Raw genomic sequence first — 19,911 nt, 5'->3', positions numbered from 1 at the left:
TAACGTACCTTTGCGCCTCAAATAGTTAACATGCGCTTACACAGAAACTTATGCTTTGCGGTTATTGATGGATTAACCGAAATTTTTAATGACGAGAACTACGCTGATAAGGTTATTCAGAAATTATTAAAAAGAGACAAACGTTGGGGAAGTAGAGACCGTGGTTTTGTAGCTGAAACCACCTATGATATCGTACGTTGGAAACGATTATATTCAGAAATTGCAGAAGTTAAAGAACCTTTTAACAGAGACAACTTATGGCGTATGTTTGCGGTTTGGGCTACTTTAAAAGGTATAAAACTTCCAGACTGGAAATACTTTGATGGTACACCTACTCGAAAAATTAAAGGAAAGTTTGATGAGCTTTCAAAAAATAGGGTGTACAGAGAGTCTATTCCAGATTGGATTGATAATTTAGGGGTTGAAGAATTAGGTGAGGCTAAGTGGACCAAAGAGATAGCTGCTCAAAACCAACAGGCTGAAGTTATTTTAAGAGTAAACACCCTTAAAACCTCAAAAGAGCAATTACAGAATGAATTATTTGACCATAATATTGAAACCGAATTTTTAAAAGGCTATCCATCGGCATTAAAACTAACAGAACGCGCCAATGTATTTGTAACAGAGGCATTTAAAAAAGGATTCTTTGAAGTTCAAGACGCATCATCTCAATTAGTTGCAGAAATGTTAGATGTAAAACCAGGTATGAAAGTAGTTGATACTTGTGCAGGTGCTGGTGGTAAAACATTGCACATAGCATCTTTAATGCAAAATAAAGGGCAAATTGTGGCTATGGATATTTACGAAAGTAAGCTTAAAAAACTTAAAATTAGAGCTAGACGCAACGGGGTACATAACATAGATTTAAAAGTTCTTGATTCTACTAAACCTATTAAAAAATTATACAACAAAGCAGACCGTGTTTTAATTGATGCTCCATGTTCTGGATTAGGCGTGTTGCGCAGAAACCCTGATGCCAAATGGAAATTAGAGCCTGAATTTGTTGATAGAATTAGAGGAGTTCAAAAGGATGTTTTACAACGCTATTCTAAAATGGTAAAACCTGGAGGTAAATTGGTTTATGCTACATGTTCTGTATTACCTTCTGAAAATCAAAATCAAGTACAAACCTTTTTGAAGTCTGAAGCTGGAGCTGATTTCACTTTTGTTAAAGACAAAAAAGTATTGGCTCATGAGTCTGGTTTTGATGGGTTTTATATGGCACTTTTAGAGAGAAAGGGTTAATTTAACCCTATGAATAAAATCCTAGTTCAATACTTTGAAAACTTTTTAAATCAAAACATTGAAACTATTCAATCTGTTTCTGGTGGTGATATTTCGGAAGCCATTGTTATTAAAACCGATAAACAAAAATACTTTGTAAAGACCAATACCTTAGAAAAGTATCACATGTTTAAGACAGAGGCTTTAGGACTTCAAGCCATTGCCGCTACCAAGACCATAGACACTCCCATAGTTTATGCCTTTAACACCATTGAAAACGTTTCATTTATTTTAATGGAATGGATTGAAACTAAACAACCTTCTAGTAAAGACTTTGAAGTTCTTGGAAACCAATTGGCGCAATTACATCAAAGTACTAGTAAAAACTTTGGATTTAATACAGATAATCACATTGGTAGTTTGCCACAAAAAAACACGGTGCACAATACTTGGGCATCTTTTTATACGCATGAGCGCTTGCTACCGCAACTGGAAATGGCAAAACAAAAAGGTTTACTGTCTGATTCTGAATGTCCACTAGAAAAACAAATTATAAATCAAACTGAATCATTGTTTCATAATATTAAACCCTCATTACTTCATGGCGATTTATGGAGCGGTAATTATCTAATTTCAAAAGATGGAAAGCCCTATTTAATTGATCCTGCGGTTTATTACGGTCACAACGAAGTTGATATTGCTATGACCAAACTGTTTGGTGGTTTTGGTGAGCATTTCTATGAATCTTATTTTTCTCATTACCCTTCTAATGCTGACACCTCAGCACGTATAGATCTTTATCAATTGTATTATTTATTGGTGCATTTAAACCTATTTGGGTCTAGCTATTATGGTTCAGTAAAATCTATACTTCAAAAATACCTTTAACATCTCCCTGTCATACCTACGTAGGCGAGAATCCACACAATTTAACCAAAATATATCCCGGCATTCATAGTAATAACAAACACTTGATTTTGTAATAATTTTCAACTACCTTCGTTTAACGTTGGATATAAATCATTAAAACGACTCATATCCTTGAAGTTAAACGACAACCTCAAATAATTACGCTTTTACTTAAAACAACACTTTGTTAAAAACCCTGTTAACATCAAGCTGTGCTTTCCTTAAAAAATAAGTAATGAATCGTTAAAAAAGTGTATTTTTGCATTTTCAATTTTATCTTATAAATATCATATAATGATTCATTTCTTTGGAAACACAAACAGCCATATTTTTGCTGTTCAAACTACAGAAGAATTATCAACTGAAACCATTTCTAAACTTACATGGTTATTTGGCAACCAGCCAAAAATAGAGCAAGCATCATTAGATGCTTTTTTTGTTGGCCCACGTGCTGCTATGATTACACCCTGGAGTACTAATGCTGTAGAAATCACCCAAAACATGGGTATTCAAGACATTATTAGAATTGAGGAATTTAATGCCGTTTCAGAAGATTTTAAAGATTATGACCCCATGATTTCTGAAAAATTTAACGGGTTAAATCAAGAATCTTTTACCATTGATATTGAACCAGAACCTATTCTAGCCATTGAAGATATTGCAGCCTACAATGTACAAGAAGGTTTGTCTTTAAGTGATGAAGAGGTAACCTATTTAGAAGGCGTTTCAGAAAAAATTGGCAGACCATTAACGGACTCTGAAGTGTTTGGATTTTCACAGGTAAATAGTGAACACTGTCGTCATAAAATCTTTAACGGCACTTTTGTAATTGATGGTGAAGAAAAACCAACATCGTTATTCAAGTTAATTAAAGAAACATCGAAACAAAATCCTAACGATATTGTTTCTGCATATAAAGATAATGTGGCTTTTATTAAGGGTCCAAAAGTGGAACAGTTTGCACCAAAACGTGCAGATATTCCTGATTATTATACTACTGAAGATTTTGAATCGGTTATTTCGCTTAAAGCGGAAACCCACAATTTCCCAACAACCGTAGAGCCTTTTAACGGAGCTGCAACAGGTTCGGGTGGTGAAATTAGAGATAGATTAGCTGGTGGAAAAGGATCTTTACCATTAGCAGGAACTGCGGTTTACATGACTTCCTATTCTAGATTAGAAGAAAACCGTCCTTGGGAAAAAGGAGTTGAAGAACGTGATTGGTTGTACCAAACACCAATGGATATTTTAATAAAAGCATCAAACGGAGCGTCTGACTTTGGAAACAAATTTGGACAACCTCTTATTTGTGGTTCGGTTTTAACTTTTGAACATGAAGAGGAGGCTCGTAAATTAGGTTTTGATAAAGTTATTATGCAAGCTGGTGGTATTGGTTATGGTAAAACAGACCAGGCACTAAAAGATACACCTAAAACTGGTGATAAAATAGTTATTCTTGGTGGTGAAAATTACCGTATTGGTATGGGTGGTGCTGCGGTATCTAGTGCGGATACGGGTGAATTTGCATCGGGTATTGAGTTAAACGCGGTACAACGTTCTAACCCAGAAATGCAAAAACGTGCTGCTAATGCCGTACGTGGTATGGTTGAAAGTGAAGAAAACTTTATTGTTTCTATACATGATCATGGTGCTGGTGGACACTTAAACTGTCTGTCAGAGTTAGTTGAAGATACTGGCGGAAAAATTGATTTAGATGCCTTACCTGTAGGAGACCCTACCCTTTCAGACAAAGAGATTATTGGTAACGAATCTCAAGAACGTATGGGATTGGTTATTGGTGAAGACCATTTAGAAACACTACATAAAATTGCAGACCGTGAGCGCTCGCCAATGTACACCGTTGGTGATGTTACTGGTGATGATAGATTTACATTCCAGTCTAAAACCAAAGGTAATAAGCCTATGGATTTGGCAATGGAAGATATGTTTGGTAGCTCACCAAAAACTATCATGACTGATAATACAGTTATACGACAGTATGCTGATGTTACATATAACTCTGATAATTTTTACAAATATTTAGACCAAGTACTGCAACTTGAAGCGGTTGCTTGTAAAGATTGGTTAACTAATAAAGTAGACCGTTGTGTTGGTGGTAAAGTAGTTAAACAGCAATGTGCAGGTTCATTACAGTTACCTTTAAATAACGTTGGTGTTATGGCTCTTGATTACAAAGGAAAAGAGGGTATCGCCACTTCTATTGGGCACTCTCCTATTTCTGGATTAATTAATCCGGTAGCCGGAAGCAGAAACTCTATAACTGAGGCTCTAACCAATATTATTTGGGCACCTTTAAAAGACGGCTTAAAGAATGTGTCTTTATCTGCCAACTGGATGTGGCCCTGTAAAAATGAAGGCGAAGATGCGCGCTTATACGAAGCCGTTGAAGCTATTTCTGAATTTGCCATTGATTTAGGTATTAATGTGCCAACTGGAAAAGATTCGCTTTCAATGAAACAGAAATATCCTAATGAAGATGTGATTTCTCCAGGTACGGTTATTATTTCGGCAGCAGCAAATTGTAATGATATATCTCAAGTTGTTGAGCCTGTTTTAAAGAAAAATAGTGGTGATATTTATTATATTAACCTATCCCAAGACAACTTTAAATTAGGTGGAAGTTCATTTGCTCAGGTTTTAAATAAAATTGGAAATGACGCTCCTAACGTAAAGGATGCTGGGTATGTTAAAACAGTTTTCAACGCCGTTCAAAATTTAATAAGAAACGGACAAATTGTTGCAGGGCATGATGTGGCCTCTGGTGGTTTGATTACCACGCTATTAGAACTTTGTTTTGCGGATAACAACATTGGGGCAGAATTAGATTTATCTAACCTAAATGAAAATGATTCGTTAAAAATTCTATTTGCCGAAAATGCGGGTATAGTTATTCAATCTAAAGATTCCTCAATTGAAACTGTATTATCTGCGGCTAATATTGATTTCCATAATATTGGAAAAGTTACTGAAGGTGACTCCTTAAGCGTAATTAACGGCGCTGAGGTATTTACCATGACTATTTCGCGTTTACGTGATGTATGGTACAAGACCTCTTATCTTTTAGATCAAAAACAAACCGCTAATAATTTAGCTGAAGATAGATTCAACAATTATAAAAATCAACCTTTACAATATACATTTCCAGCGCATTTTACTGGTAAACTTCCTGAAATAGGAAACACCAGACCAAAAGCAGCTATTCTACGTGAGAAAGGAAGTAATTCTGAGCGTGAAATGGCTAACGCTATGTTCTTAGCTGGTTTTGATGTAAAAGATGTACATATGACCGACTTAATTTCTGGTAGAGAAACTCTTGAAGATATCCAGTTTTTAGGTGCTGTAGGTGGTTTTAGTAATTCTGATGTTTTAGGTTCTGCAAAAGGTTGGGCGGGTGCCATTAAATACAATGAAAAAGCAAGACAGGTTATTAAAAATTTCTTTGCCAGACAAGACACCCTTTCAGTAGGAATCTGTAATGGTTGTCAGCTTTGGATGGAGTTAGACCTTATTAATCCAGACCATGAGGTTCATGGTAAAATGCACCATAATGATTCTCATAAACACGAGAGTTCATTTACCTCTGTAAAAATTCAAGATAATAATTCGGTAATGCTTTCAACGCTTGCCGGCACTACTTTAGGTGTTTGGATTTCTCATGGCGAAGGTAAATTCAATTTACCATACAGTGAAGACCAATATAACATTGTTGCTAAGTATGGTTATGCTGAATATCCACATAATCCAAACGGTTCAGACTTTAACACAGCTATGATGACTGACAAAACTGGACGTCATTTAGTAACCATGCCACATATAGAACGTTCTACATTCCAATGGAATTGGGCCAACTATCCTGATGGGCGTAAAGACGAAGTTTCACCTTGGTTAGAAGCTTTTGTGAATGCTAGAAAGTGGATTGAAAAGAATTAATTATCTTACAATTCTAATTTGAAAATGAATTGTGAAAAACAACTTATTTATTCTTTTTACCATTATTTCTACTTGGAGTTTCAATGTATTAGCCCAAGCAAGAAATTTACCCAGTGAAATAGTAACTAATACTAAAAAAACATTCTACTATAAGGATAAAGTTATATCTCAAATTAAATGGTATAACAATAACAAGCAGATTGATAGAATTAAAACTTTCTATAAATCTGGTGAATTAAATGAAGACTTTATTTTTAACAATGGAAGATTAAATGGTAAATCATACAAATTCAATAAAAAGGGTGAAAAGTTAACCACTTGGAATTTTAAAAACGGTAGACTTATAAACCGTAAAGACCATATAATAGAATTCAATAAGAAAACTGAAGAAAAGGTCAAAGATTACCATAAAAAGCTCAAAGAAATCAATCTTGCTATTAAAGAAAACCCCAATAGCACTAAACTAAGAGCTCAACGTGCTAGAATTAGGCATTACTTTGGCAACTACACCTTAGCAATAAGTGATTACAAAAAACTTGAGAAAAAAATACTAAAAATTCAGGAAACCAAAGAGTTACCTGAAAAACTTGTTGGAAGTGTTTATGATTATTTAGCCAATATCTATTCTTATTATGAAATGGAAAATCACGCCATTCATTATAAATTTAAAGCAATTTTAGCCTCTCCTAAAGAAAGTAGATTATATTACAACCTTGGGAACTATTTAGTAAAAATTAAAAACTATAGATTAGGTATTAATTTTTTAAACAGAGCCATAGAAATGGTTCCTGGACATTCATTCGCTCATTGGGGACTTTCAGCAGCATATACAGATTTAGAGGAATATGAGAAAGCTTTGACCTGTGTTAATATTGCCTTTAAAAATGAAGCAAACTTATATAAACGTGTCATGGGCAATCCAGAAAGAGATTTAAGAACAATTAGAGGACTTTTACATCATAAATTAGGAGCATCTGATAAAGGCATATTAGATTTAGAAGAAGCTTTAAAAATAAACCAAGAGAACAGTTTTGCTTTAAGAAATCTTGGGGTTATTTATCATGATATGGGAGCATTTAAAAACTCTTGTACATATCTTAAAAAGGCAAAGCTTTTAGGTTACGAAAAAACACACGACAGGCACGATTTACAAAGTTATCTGGATTCCTCTTGCAGTAACCTTAATAACGAAAACCAATCTGTTAAACGCTCTGAGTTACCTTATGTTTATCCTAACCCAGCTATAGATAAAATAAGTATTAAAAATTATAATACTAAGAATTTTAACTACAGTATCTATGATTTTGAATCAAAACTTGTGCATTCAGGTAAATCTAAAAATAAATCAATAGAAATTTCTAACCTACCATCTGGGTTTTATATTTTAAAAGTAGAGGCTAATGAAAAAGTTAGAACCTTTAAAATTGTAAAGGAGTAATAAAAAAACCCCAAAGCAAAACTTCGGGGTTAATTAAAAAAAGAAAAAATTTGAACACTATAAAGTTGTTTTTATAGCCGCTTGAGCAGATACTAATCTAGCTATAGGCACTCTGTAAGGCGAACAACTCACATAGTCCAACCCCGTATTATAACAGAATTCTATTGAGCTAGGTTCTCCACCGTGCTCACCACAAATACCAACTTTTAAGTTCGGTTTAGAGCTTCTACCACGTTGGGTTCCAATTTTAACTAATTGCCCTACGCCTTCTTGATCAAGAACTTCAAAAGGATCTTCTTTTAAAATACCTTTTTCAATATATATTGGTAAAAACTTACTAACATCGTCACGTGAATAACCAAAGGTCATTTGCGTTAAATCATTTGTTCCAAAAGAGAAGAAATCTGCTTTTTCAGCAATTAAATCAGCCATTAAGGTTGCTCTAGGAATCTCAATCATGGTTCCTACTAGATATTCTACTGAATCTTTTCGCTCTTCAAAAATAAGGCTAGCCGTATTTCTTATAATTTCCTCTTGAGCTTCATATTCTTTAACAGTTCCTACTAAAGGCACCATAATTTCTGGTTTACAGATAACACCTCTTTCTTTAAGATTTAAAGCAGCCTCAATTATAGCTCGCGTTTGCATTTCAGTGATTTCAGGATAGGTATTACCTAATCTACAACCTCTATGACCTAACATAGGATTGAATTCCTCTAACTCCGCAACTTTATTTTTTACGGCTTGCAATGGCACATGTAAATCTTCTGCCAACTCCTTTTGAGTGGCTAATTGATGTGGCACAAATTCATGTAATGGAGGGTCTAACAAACGAATGGTTACAGCCTCTCCTTCCATAGCTTCAAAAATACCTTCAAAATCTACCCGTTGCATTGGCAATAGTTCTTCTAAAGCTTGCTTTCTAACTTTAACAGTATCGGCTAGAATCATTTCACGCATAGCTTTAATTCTATCAACTTCAAAAAACATGTGTTCTGTTCTTGTTAAACCAATACCTCTAGCACCAAAACCTCTTGCTATTTTAGCATCTTTAGGCGAATCTGCATTAGTTCTAACCTTTATAACACCATATTTATCTGCCAATTCCATAATCTGAGCAAACTCACCACTTAATTCGGGCTCCATAGTAGCCACTTTGCCTTCAATAATATTACCTGTAGAACCGTTTAAGGATATCCAATCACCTTCATGATACTCATATTCTCCAACTGTTAAAGTTCTCTTTTTGTAATTGATTTTTAAGGCACCAGCTCCAGACACACAACATTTACCCATTCCTCTAGCTACAACCGCTGCATGTGATGTCATACCTCCGCGAGCAGTTAAAATACCTTTAGCTATATTCATACCCTCTAAGTCTTCAGGAGAGGTTTCAATACGCACTAAAATACTGCTCTTATATTTTGCAGCCTCATCTGCAAAAAACACAATTTTCCCTGTTGCTGCTCCTGGAGAAGCTGGTAAACCTTGAGCGATTACATTAGAGCGTTTTAATGCAGCTGGATCAAAAATAGGATGAAGTAATTCATCTAACTTATTAGGCTCAAGCATTAGTAGTGCCTCCTTTTCATCTATCATGCCTTCTTTGAGCAAATCCATAGCAATTTTAACCATGGCAGCCCCAGTACGCTTACCGTTTCTTGTTTGTAGTATCCAGAGTTTGCCATCTTGCATAGTAAACTCCATATCTTGCATATCCCGATAATGCTTTTCTAATATATCCTGATAGCCATTCAACTCTTCAAAAATCGATGGCATTAATTCTTCTAAAGAAGGGTACAATTCTTTGCGCTCTTCTTCTTCAATTTGAGCTAATTCTGCCCAACGCTGGGAACCCAATTTAGTAATTTGCTGGGGCGTTCTCACACCAGCTACCACATCTTCACCTTGAGCATTTATTAGATATTCACCATTAAAAACATTTTCACCCGTTCCAGCATCTCTGGTGAAACAAACTCCTGTTCCAGAATTATCTCCCATATTACCATATACCATGGCTTGTACATTTACAGCAGTTCCCCAATCAGCTGGGTAGCCGTTCATTGTTCTATAATAAATAGCTCTATCTCCATTCCAACTATTAAACACCGCCATAATAGCACCCCAAAGCTGTTCCCATGGGTCTGTTGGAAAGAGCAAACCTGTTCTTTTTCTAACTAAATCTTTAAAATCATAAACTAAATCTTGTAAGTCTTGTACTGAAAATTCAGTATCTAACTTTATACCTCGTTTATCTTTTAAACTTTCAATAATTTCTTCAAACGGATCTATATCTTCTTTTGATTCTGGTTTCATGCCCAAAACTACACCACCATACATTTGAATAAATCGACGGTATGAATCCCAGGCAAATTGCTCGTTATTTGTTTTTTTAACAAGTCCCAACACAACTTCATCATTCATACCAAGGTTTAGAACCGTGTCCATCATACCTGGCATCGAAACCCTTGCTCCTGAACGAACCGAAACCAATAAAGGGTTTTCTTTATTGCCATACTCCGTTCCCATTAGTTTTTCAATGTTAGCTATTGATGCCTCTACTTCATTTTTAATCAATTCAACAACCGCATCTCTACCTAGCTCATTGTATTCTGCACAAACTTCTGTAGTAATTGTGAAACCAGGAGGCACCGGCACACCAATAGAGCTCATTTCTGCTAAATTAGCACCTTTTCCTCCTAACAAATTTTTCATATCCCGGTTTCCATCGGCTTTTTTATTACCAAATTTATAAACCCGTGTCTTTACATTTTCTAGTAATTCCATAATTTATACTTTTTGATTATTCTTAGTTAAAAACTCTTTTAAATATACGTTTAAACCACAGTGTTTTTTATGACATAAATCATATAACCAACTTGTAATCAATAGTTTTACAAAAAAAATTAAAAACAGAGAAAACCCCGAAGCTTTTTAAAAATCGCTTCGGGGTTTTCAGTAAAAAAGAAAAAATGGAAATTGTTTAAACTTGCTTTTTATGCAAATTTTAAGTCTTTATTTATTTTTCTGTATGCTTGAGTTACCGTTCTTTTCATTAGTAATGACACTATTAACGCTACAACAAATAAACCTGCAAATACTAGAAGTGTAGCATCTAAAGATCCAGTTGCATTTTTAACAACATCATAAATTGTTGGCCCAACAACCCCTGCTAATCCCCAGGCTGCTAAAACCATACCGTGAATAGCACCTAGCTGCTTGGTACCAAATAGGTCTCCTAAAAATGCTGGTAAGGTAGCAAAGCCTCCACCGTACATGGTAATAACTGTAAATAACACTACCAAAAATGCCAATTCCATTGATATTTGAGGTAACAACCAAAATGCTAATATCTGGAATGCAAAGAAAACAATATAGGTATTGGCTCTTCCTAAATAATCTGATAAACTAGACCACATAATTCTACCCAAACCATTAAACACACCTATTAAACCAACAATAGCAGCAGCTTCCATTGGTGTATAATTAAGCTTTTCCTGCATCATTGGACTAGCAGCAGAAATTATTGCTATACCACAAGAAATATTAATAAACATCATAATCCAGATATAATAAAAGCGTGAAGTTTTTAATGCTTCGTTAGCCGTTATATTAGAAATATCTGCTTTAATTGTTTTACCTTCTCCTGGTTTAAACCCATCAGGTAAATAATCTTTAGGTGGTCTTTCAATATATCTAGCTGATGATAAGATTAGAATCATATAAATTGCTCCTAAAATATAAAAGGCTGTAGATACTCCAACAGCATCAAATAAAGATTGCATAACAGGACCGAAAATTAAGGCAGCAAAACCAAAGCCCATAATAGCCATTCCTGTTGCTAGACCACGTCTGTCTGGAAACCATTTCACCAATGTACTAACTGGAGTTATATAGCCTAAACCTAGACCTATACCACCAATTACACCATAGCATAAATAAAACAACCAAAGTGATTCTAGTTGTACAGCTAGACCGGAACCTAAAATTCCAAAACCATAAAACAAGCCTGCAGCAGTACCACTAACTTTTGGCCCCACTTTTTCTACCCAACGTCCTAAAAAGGCTGCTGATAACCCTAATAACAAAATAGCTATTTTAAATGCCCATTTAATAACACTACCGTCTACATCAAATATATCTTTTACTGGATTGGTCATAACTGAATAAGCATATACCGACCCAATTGAGATATGAATTCCAACAGCTGATGCCGCTATTAACCAACGATTTTTTAACTTTTGCCCACTCATAATTCTGTCTTTTTAGTTGGTTTATCGCCAACTCATATTAGTTTACTTTTACTTCTTTAAAATAATTTTCTAAAATTTTTACTGCCTCATCTATTTCTTCTTCAGTATTTTCTCGGGCATCTTTTAGCTGATATTCCCAACCTAATGATTCCCATTTATGAATACCTAGTTTGTGATAAGGCTGAATCTCTATTTTTTCAATAGTTTTATAATCTTTAAAATACGCTCCCATTTCGTTTAACAACTCTGGCGTATTTGTAATTCCTGGAATTAACACATAACGTAACCACATTGGTTTACCTGAGGCTTCTCTATATTTTGCAAAGTTGAATGTAGTTTCCTTATTTTTCTGACCTGTTAGCATTTGATAACCATCCTCATGCATATGTTTTATATCTAACATAACTAAGTCTGCATAGTTATCTAATAATTCTTCAGTAAAATGATTTAACACTCTTCCGTTAGTATCAATATTTGTGTGTATACCTTCTTCTTTAAGTCTTTGAAAAAAATGCACCAATTCTTTTGATTGCAACAACGGTTCTCCTCCTGAGACTGTAACACCACCAAATTCACCAAAGTAAGATTTCATATTTATAGCTCGCTTTACCAAGCTTTCAATAGGATATTCCTTACCTCCATGAGTATCTATAGTGTCAGGGTTATGGCAATACAAGCATTTTAATTTACAACCTTGCAAAAACACAACCATTCTAATACCAGGTCCGTCATGAGTTCCAAACGATTCAATAGAATGCACTCTTAATGTATAATCTGCTGTTTTGATAAGGCTCTTCTTTAAATTAGAACTTCCGAAAATTTTTGATTTTCGGAAGTTCTTATTTGACTAATTTATAATTACATTGAATCGTGGAATGACCTTGTAATCACTTCTAACTGCTGTTCTTTTGTCAATCTGATAAAGTTAACAGCATACCCCGAAACCCTAATGGTTAACTGTGGGTACTCTTCAGGGTTCTCCATAGCATCAAGCAATGTTTCTTTATTTAAAACATTTACATTCAAATGCTGTGCATTTCTAGAGAAATAACCATCTAATGTTGTAGATAAGTTTGATATTCTATCTTCTTCAGTTGACCCTAGAGATTTAGGTACTATAGAGAAGGTATTTGAAATACCATCTTGAGAATCTTCATAATCTATTTTAGCAACTGAGTTTAACGATGCAATAGCTCCGTGAGTATCACGTCCGTGCATTGGATTAGCCCCAGGAGCAAAAGGCACACCTTTAGCTCTACCATCTGGCGTTGCTCCAGTTTTCTTACCATAAACTACGTTAGATGTAATTGTTAAAACAGACATTGTTGGTTCTGCATCTTTATAAACAGGTAAAGCTTTTAATTCATTATTGAAATCTCTAACGGCATCATGTGCAAAAATATCTACTCTATCATCATCATTTCCATATTTAGGGAAGTCTCCTTCTATTTCGAAATCAACAGTTAAGCCTTCTTCATTTCTAACAGGTTTCACTTTAGCATATTTTATAGCTGATAATGAATCTGCTACAATAGAGAGACCTGCAGCACCATAAGCGATATTGATCTCAGGATTTGTATCAATTAATGCCATTTGTGCTTTTTCGTAGTAATATCTATCGTGCATGTAGTGAATAATATTCATAGAATCATTATACACACGTGCTACCTCTTTCATGGCAATTTTAAATTTAGCCATTACCTTATCGAAATCTAAAATTTCATCTTCCATTGGCTCAATACCTTCCACCATTTTTGTTCCAGTATTTTCACATCGTCCACCGTTAATAGCCAATAAAAGTGTTTTAGCTAAGTTTGTACGTGCTCCAAAGAATTGAATTTGTTTACCTAAAGCTTGGTAAGACACACAACATGCAATACCATAATCATCAGAACCTCTCATTTCTCTCATCATATCGTCATTTTCAAATTGTATTGAAGACGTATCAATAGCTACTTTAGAACAGTAGTTTTTAAAATTTTGAGGTAAATTATTAGACCAAAGAATCGTGATATTTGGTTCTGGTGATGGTCCTAAGTTATAAAGTGTATTTAAGAAACGGAAGGAAGTTTTTGTAACTTTAGTTCTTCCATCTGAAAACATACCACCAATAGCTTCTGTTACCCAAGTTGGGTCACCAGCGAAAATTTCATCATAAGCACTCATTCTTAAGTGACGAACCATACGTAATTTCATTACAAATTGATCTATGTACTCTTGAGCTTCAGTTTCAGTAATTAAACCTTTTTGTAAATCATTTTCTATATAAACATCTAAGAAAGAAGATACATTTCCTAAAGACATTGCAGCTCCGTCTTGTTCTTTTACGGCAGCTAAATACCCCATATAGGTCCACTGAACAGCTTCTTGAGCATTTTCAGCTGGTCTAGATAGATCTAGGTCATATTTCTTACCCATTTCTATCATATCTTTTAAGGCCTTAATTTGATCAGACACCTCTTCGCGTAAACGAATAACAGCATCAGTCATTGGACCCGTAACCTTATTATGGTCTTCTTTTTTAGATTCAATTAGTTTATCAATACCATATAATGCTATACGACGATAATCACCAATAATTCTACCGCGAGCATAGTTATCTGGTAAACCTGTTAAAAGACCTAATGAGCGGAACCTTCTAATCTCTTCATTATAAGCTGAAAACACACCATCATTATGTGACTTTACATACTTAGAAAATAATTCTGAAACTGTATCACTGGCTATTAAACCATGTTCACTTAATGCTTTTTGCACCACCTTAAAACCTCCAAAAGGTTTCATTGCTCGTTTTAATAATTCGTCTGTTTGTAGACCAACTATAACTTCATTCTCCTTATCTATATATCCAGCTCCAAAGTTATTTACACCAGAAATAGTTTCTGTATCAACAGAACGAACCCCATTGTTTTGTCTTTCCTCTTTAGAGGCTTCTAAACAAACATCCCAAAGCTTTTTAGTTTTTTCACTTGGTCCAACTAAAAATTCTTCATTACCGTAGTATGGTGTTACATTATTAATGACAAAATTTCTAACGTCAATTGTTTCATTCCAAACACCACTTTTAAATTCTTTTACTTCCATTTTATATAACTTTTTTATTAGTCAAAATTTCATACATCAAATTTACGGCTCATCACTAAGGAATAAACTGACTTTTATCATAAACTGATGGATTAACAGTTTCTTTATCAAGGGTTTTAATAATTTGAAGTTTTACTAAAGAAATGATAGATATTTTTTCACTTTGACAATTCTTGATGATTTTTTTTAACACATTATTATTAACAGCTTTATTGTATATCCTATTTATTTTTATATTTTGGTGCATTACATTGAATAAAACAATGAAAGAAATTAGCCGAATTTTTGATTTTCCTGATTATCAACTTGAAAAATTCAATTTAGAAAAAGCCTTTACATCTAAATATAATGGTGAATGGGTTAGTATTTCTACAAAAGAATATATTAACCAAGCCAATAAAATTAGTAGAGGATTGCTACGATTAGGTATAAAACCTAATGATAAAATAGCCGTTATTTCAACTACCAATCGTACAGAATGGAATGTTTTAGACATTGGTGTATTGCAGGTAGGTGCGCAAAATGTCCCTATTTACCCAACAATATCTAAGGAAGATTATGAATATGTTTTAAATCATTCTGAATCTATCTATTGTTTTGTTTCTGATGATACGATTTTAGAAAAATTAAATCAGATAAAGGGAAACACCAAACTTAAAGAAGTGTACACCTTTGATGATATAGAAGGAGAAAAAAATTGGAAAGAAGTTATTGAGTTAGGTGAAGATGATTCCAATCAAAAAGATGTTGAAGCTGTAAAGGATAATGTTAAACCTGAAGATTTAGCAACATTAATTTACACTTCCGGAACAACAGGTACCCCAAAAGGCGTAATGTTATCTCATAATAATTTGGTTTCAAACATATTAGACAGCTCTTCAAGAGTTCCAATGGAACATGGAAAGTCTTCTGCATTGAGTTTCTTACCAGTATGTCATGTTTTTGAACGTATGATACTTTATTTATATCAGTATTGTGGGATTGAAGTTTATTTTGCCGAAAGCATAGAAACAATAAGTGACAATTTAAAGGAGATTAAACCAAATATAATGACAGCGGTTCCTAGACTCTATGAAAAAGTCTATGACAAAATTATTGCTAAGGGAACCGAATTAAAAGGAATAAAAAAAATGCTCTTCTTTTGGGCGGTAAAATTAGGTTTGGAATTTGAACCCTACGGAAAAAATGGATGGTGGTATGAGTTTAAACTAAAAATTGCTAGAAAATTAATTTTTAGTAAATGGAAGGAAGGACTAGGGGGCAATCTTGATACTCTAGTCTCTGGCAGTGCTGCTTTACAACCTAGATTAATTAGAATATTTTCTGCAGCTGAAATGCCAATATTAGAAGGATATGGATTAACAGAAACCTCACCTGTAGTATCTGTAAATTGCCCATTTAACGGAGGTATAAACATTGGCACAGTTGGAAGAATAATTGATAATGTAGAGGTTAAAATTGCCGAAGATGGCGAAATATTAGTTAAAGGACCTAATGTAATGATGGGTTATTATAAGGACCCGGAGAGAACTGCCCAAGTTATGACCGGGAATTACTTTCATACCGGAGATATTGGAGAAGTTTGTGATGATAATTTCTTAAAAATTACTGACCGAAAGAAAGATATGTTTAAAACCTCTGGAGGTAAATATATTGTTCCTGCAATGTTAGAGAATAAATTTAAACAATCTAGATTCATAGAACAGATAATGGTAATTGGGGAAGGCCAAAAAATGCCTGCAGCCTTAGTTCAAATAAATTATGAATTTGTTGAGGAATGGGCAAGAAGACATGGTATAGCATTTGAGAGTAAAGAAACCATAATAACTAGCAAAAAACTTATTGAACGAATTCAAGAAGAAATTGATGAAGCCAATAGAGACTTTGGTAAATGGGAACAAATTAAAAAGTTTGAAATAACACCAGATGTTTGGACTATTGATGATGGTCACCTTACGCCTACAATGAAAATGAAACGAAAAGTCATTAAAGAAAAGTATAAGGGATTAATAGATAAAATTTACAAGGCTTAACTCCTTTTTGAAGCTAGTTTTTATCCTATTCACTAACAAAATTTGAAACTTTTTCACATATTTACTATGCATGCATAGTAAATTTTTTTATATTTGACTTCTAACCATCCGAAATGAAAGATAAAACTATAGATTATATTCTGAGAACGACTTGGCTCACAGTTCAAAAGATGTATAACGAAGAAGCCGCTAAATTTGATAGTACTATGGCAACAGGGTTTACTTTGCTAAGTATTGATCCAGAAAATGGTACCCCTTCAACAGCTTTAGGCCCTAAAATGGGTATGGAGGCCACCAGTTTATCCAGGATTTTAAAAACCATGGAAAAAAGAGGATTAATTGAAAGACATCCTAATCCAAATGATGGCAGAGGTGTTTTAATTCATTTGACCGAATTTGGAAAAGAAAAAAGGGAATATTCAAGGGAAAAAGTATTAACCTTTAATGAAGCTATTAGAAACAATATCTCTGATGAAAAAATGGCACATTTTTACGAGGTTTCAGAACTTATAATGGATATGGTCTCAAATAAAAAAATTTACAACAAAAAATAATTTTAGTTAAAATACAATAATGAGTAAACGAATCATAAAAAAAGTTGCAGTTATTGGTTCTGGAATTATGGGAAGCGGTATTGCTTGCCACTTTGCCAACATAGGAGTTGAGGTTTTATTGCTAGATATAGTTCCTAGAGAGCTAACTGACTTAGAACAAACTAAAGGATTAACCTTAAAAGATAATGCTGTTAGAAACAGGTTAGTAAATGATGCTTTCAAGAAAGCCTTAAAATCTAAACCCTCACCTATTTACCATCAAAATTTTTCTAATAGGATAACTACAGGGAATTTAGAAGATGACATTTCTAAAATTAAAGATGTTGACTGGATAATTGAAGTTGTAGTTGAAAGACTTGACATAAAAAAACAAGTATTTGAAAACCTTGAAAAACATAGAACTCCGGGAACCTTAATTACCTCAAACACATCGGGTATTCCTATTAACTTTATGAGTGAAGGTAGAAGTGAAGATTTTCAAAAACATTTTTGTGGTACTCATTTCTTTAATCCAGCAAGGTATTTAAAACTATTTGAAATTATTCCAGGACCAAAAACCTCTCAAGAAGTATTAAGTTTTCTAAATAATTATGGAGAGCAGTATCTAGGAAAAACTTCTGTTATAGCTAAGGACACGCCTGCTTTTATAGGTAATAGAATTGGTATTTTTGGCATACAATCTTTATTTCATCAGGTAAAAGAGTTAAACCTTACTATAGAAGAGGTTGACAAACTTACAGGACCTGTTATTGGCAGACCAAAATCTGCCACTTTTAGAACAGTGGATGTGGTTGGTTTAGACACCTTAGTTCATGTTGCTAATGGTATTTATGAAAACTGTTCTAATGATGAGGCACATGAATTATTCCAATTACCAGATTTCATCAGCACCATGATGGAAAACAAATGGTTAGGTAGTAAAACGGGGCAAGGTTTCTATAAAAAAGTAAAAGACGAAAAAGGTAAAAGTGAAATTCAGTCATTAGATTTAAACACTTTAGAGTATAGAAGTAAGAAAAGAGCAAAATTTCAAACCTTAGAACTTACTAAATCTGTTGATAAGGTTATAGACAGATTTAAAATATTAGTTTCGGGAAAAGACAAAGCTGGGGAGTTTTATAGAAAAAACTTTGCAGCAATGTTTGCCTATGTCTCCAATAGAATTCCAGAAATTACGGATGAATTATACAAAATTGATGATGCTATGAAGGCTGGGTTTGGATGGGAACATGGTCCGTTTCAAATTTGGGATGCTATTGGTGTTGAAAAAGGTATAGAAATCATGAAAGCTGAAGACCTTGAACCAGCTTTGTGGGTGATTGATATGTTAAAATCAGGTAGCTCATCTTTTTATTCTGTTAAAAATGGAGCTACCTTTTATTATGATATTCCATCTAAATCTCAAACAAAAAAACCGGGACAAGATGCATTTATCATTTTAGATAATATTAGAAAAAGCCACGAAGTATTTAAAAACACCGGAGTAGTTATTGAAGACTTAGGTGATGGTATTTTAAACTGTGAATTCCAGTCTAAAATGAATACCATTGGTGGTGATGTTTTAGCCGGATTGAATAAAGCAATAGATTTAGCTGAAAAAGATTTTGACGGCTTAGTAATAGGCAATCAAGGTGCCAACTTTTCTGTTGGTGCTAATATTGGAATGATTTTTATGATGGCCGTAGAACAGGAATATGATGAGCTTAACGGAGCAATCAAGTATTTTCAAGATACTATGATGCGTATGCGTTATTCATCAATCCCAACGGTTTCTGCTCCTCATGGATTATCGTTAGGTGGGGCATGTGAACTCTCTATGCATGCGGATAAAGTTGTGGCTGCAGCCGAAACTTACATAGGTTTAGTTGAATTTGGAGTTGGTGTTATTCCTGGTGGTGCTGGATCTAAAGAAATGGCACTTAGAGCCTCAGATTCATTTAGAAAAGGAGATGTAGAATTAAATGTTCTTCAGGAATATTTCCTAGCCATTGGTATGGCTAAAGTGGCAACTTCAGCCTATGAAGCCTTTGATTTAGGTTTACTGCAAAAAGGAAAAGATATCATTGTAGTTAATAAGGACAGACAAATTGCTTCAGCAAAAGCTCATGCCAGAATTATGGCTGATAACGGTTATACCCAACCTATTAAACGCAAGGACGTAAAAGTTCTTGGAAAACAAGCTTTAGGAATGTTCTTAGTAGGAACGGATTCTATGGAAGCGTCCAATTTTATAAGTGAACACGATCAGAAAATTGCAAACAAATTAGCGTATGTAATGGCAGGAGGAGATTTATCTGAACCTACTTTAGTAAATGAACAATATTTATTGGATTTAGAAAGAGAAGCTTTCTTAAGCCTTTGTACAGAACGTAAAACATTAGAGCGTATTCAGCACATGTTAAAAACTGGAAAACCCTTGCGTAATTAGAAGTCTATTAGTTTAAACTTCTAATTCTTAAAATTTA

Annotated in this window: 11 protein-coding genes; 7 read left to right on the top strand and 4 right to left on the bottom strand. The window is 34.0% G+C overall.

Going from position 1 to position 19,911, the window contains the following annotated elements:
• Positions 1-30 precede the first annotated feature (30 nt).
• The 4 genes from N1F78_RS10365 (at position 31) to N1F78_RS10350 (ending at position 7,522) form a co-directional block, all read left to right on the top strand.
• Positions 31-1,245 (top strand): RsmB/NOP family class I SAM-dependent RNA methyltransferase, encoded by a 1,215-nt coding sequence (locus tag N1F78_RS10365; protein WP_406683090.1) that lies wholly within the window; start codon positions 31-33, stop codon positions 1,243-1,245.
• Positions 1,246-1,254: 9 nt separating this feature from the next.
• Positions 1,255-2,112 carry a fructosamine kinase family protein gene (locus N1F78_RS10360; protein ID WP_406683089.1) on the top strand — a complete coding sequence of 286 codons (858 nt, stop codon included), beginning with the start codon at positions 1,255-1,257 and terminating at the stop codon, positions 2,110-2,112.
• 315 nt (positions 2,113-2,427) lie between these two features.
• A complete protein-coding gene (purL, locus tag N1F78_RS10355; protein WP_406683088.1) occupies positions 2,428-6,084 on the top strand; it encodes a phosphoribosylformylglycinamidine synthase in 3,657 nt (1,218 codons plus the stop codon).
• Between the two features lie 31 nt (positions 6,085-6,115).
• Positions 6,116-7,522, top strand: a complete 1,407-nt coding sequence (locus tag N1F78_RS10350; RefSeq protein WP_406683087.1) for a T9SS type A sorting domain-containing protein — start codon at positions 6,116-6,118, stop codon at positions 7,520-7,522.
• A gap of 57 nt (positions 7,523-7,579) precedes the next feature.
• Here N1F78_RS10350 and ppdK read toward each other — a convergent pair whose 3' ends face one another.
• The 4 genes from ppdK to pflB form a co-directional block, all read right to left on the bottom strand.
• On the bottom strand, positions 7,580-10,309 hold the full coding sequence (ppdK, locus tag N1F78_RS10345) for a pyruvate, phosphate dikinase (RefSeq protein WP_406683086.1): 2,730 nt from the start codon (positions 10,307-10,309) through the stop codon (positions 7,580-7,582).
• Positions 10,310-10,518: 209 nt separating this feature from the next.
• Positions 10,519-11,775, bottom strand: coding sequence for an OFA family MFS transporter (locus N1F78_RS10340; protein WP_406683085.1), 1,257 nt, complete (start codon positions 11,773-11,775; stop codon positions 10,519-10,521).
• A gap of 37 nt (positions 11,776-11,812) precedes the next feature.
• Positions 11,813-12,535, bottom strand: coding sequence for a pyruvate formate-lyase-activating protein (gene pflA / locus N1F78_RS10335; protein ID WP_406683084.1), 723 nt, complete (start codon positions 12,533-12,535; stop codon positions 11,813-11,815).
• A gap of 98 nt (positions 12,536-12,633) precedes the next feature.
• Entirely contained in the window at positions 12,634-14,859 is a 2,226-nt protein-coding gene (gene pflB, locus N1F78_RS10330) for a formate C-acetyltransferase (protein ID WP_406683083.1), read from the bottom strand.
• A 263-nt stretch (positions 14,860-15,122) separates the two neighbouring features.
• On the opposite strand from pflB, the gene N1F78_RS10325 reads away from it, so the two are divergent.
• From N1F78_RS10325 to N1F78_RS10315, 3 genes are all read left to right on the top strand, one after another.
• The gene (locus N1F78_RS10325; protein ID WP_406683082.1) at positions 15,123-16,892 is read left to right on the top strand and encodes an AMP-dependent synthetase/ligase; all 1,770 of its coding nucleotides are present in this window, start codon (positions 15,123-15,125) and stop codon (positions 16,890-16,892) included.
• 113 nt (positions 16,893-17,005) lie between these two features.
• Positions 17,006-17,446 carry a MarR family winged helix-turn-helix transcriptional regulator gene (locus N1F78_RS10320; protein ID WP_406683081.1) on the top strand — a complete coding sequence of 147 codons (441 nt, stop codon included), beginning with the start codon at positions 17,006-17,008 and terminating at the stop codon, positions 17,444-17,446.
• 19 nt (positions 17,447-17,465) lie between these two features.
• Positions 17,466-19,874, top strand: coding sequence for a 3-hydroxyacyl-CoA dehydrogenase NAD-binding domain-containing protein (locus N1F78_RS10315; RefSeq protein ID WP_406683080.1), 2,409 nt, complete (start codon positions 17,466-17,468; stop codon positions 19,872-19,874).
• Positions 19,875-19,911: the final 37 nt, after the last annotated feature.

The sequence above is a fragment of the Seonamhaeicola sp. MEBiC01930 genome (genome assembly GCF_045277075.1).
Taxonomy (GTDB): Bacteria; Bacteroidota; Bacteroidia; order Flavobacteriales; family Flavobacteriaceae; genus Seonamhaeicola.
Note: the sequence above shows the minus strand (reverse complement) of the source record. Positions and strands in the feature narration are given on the sequence as shown.

Bases quoted from the DNA above. Each gene is read 5' to 3' on its own strand.
- N1F78_RS10365 (WP_406683090.1), top strand. From the start codon at position 31: ATGCGCTTACACAGAAACTTATGCTTTGCGGTTATTGATGGATTAACC.
- N1F78_RS10360 (WP_406683089.1), top strand. From the start codon at position 1,255: ATGAATAAAATCCTAGTTCAATACTTTGAAAACTTTTTAAATCAAAAC.
- purL (WP_406683088.1), top strand. From the start codon at position 2,428: ATGATTCATTTCTTTGGAAACACAAACAGCCATATTTTTGCTGTTCAA.
- ppdK (WP_406683086.1), bottom strand. From the start codon at position 10,309: ATGGAATTACTAGAAAATGTAAAGACACGGGTTTATAAATTTGGTAAT.
- N1F78_RS10340 (WP_406683085.1), bottom strand. From the start codon at position 11,775: ATGAGTGGGCAAAAGTTAAAAAATCGTTGGTTAATAGCGGCATCAGCT.
- pflB (WP_406683083.1), bottom strand. From the start codon at position 14,859: ATGGAAGTAAAAGAATTTAAAAGTGGTGTTTGGAATGAAACAATTGAC.
- N1F78_RS10325 (WP_406683082.1), top strand. From the start codon at position 15,123: ATGAAAGAAATTAGCCGAATTTTTGATTTTCCTGATTATCAACTTGAA.
- N1F78_RS10320 (WP_406683081.1), top strand. From the start codon at position 17,006: ATGAAAGATAAAACTATAGATTATATTCTGAGAACGACTTGGCTCACA.
- N1F78_RS10315 (WP_406683080.1), top strand. From the start codon at position 17,466: ATGAGTAAACGAATCATAAAAAAAGTTGCAGTTATTGGTTCTGGAATT.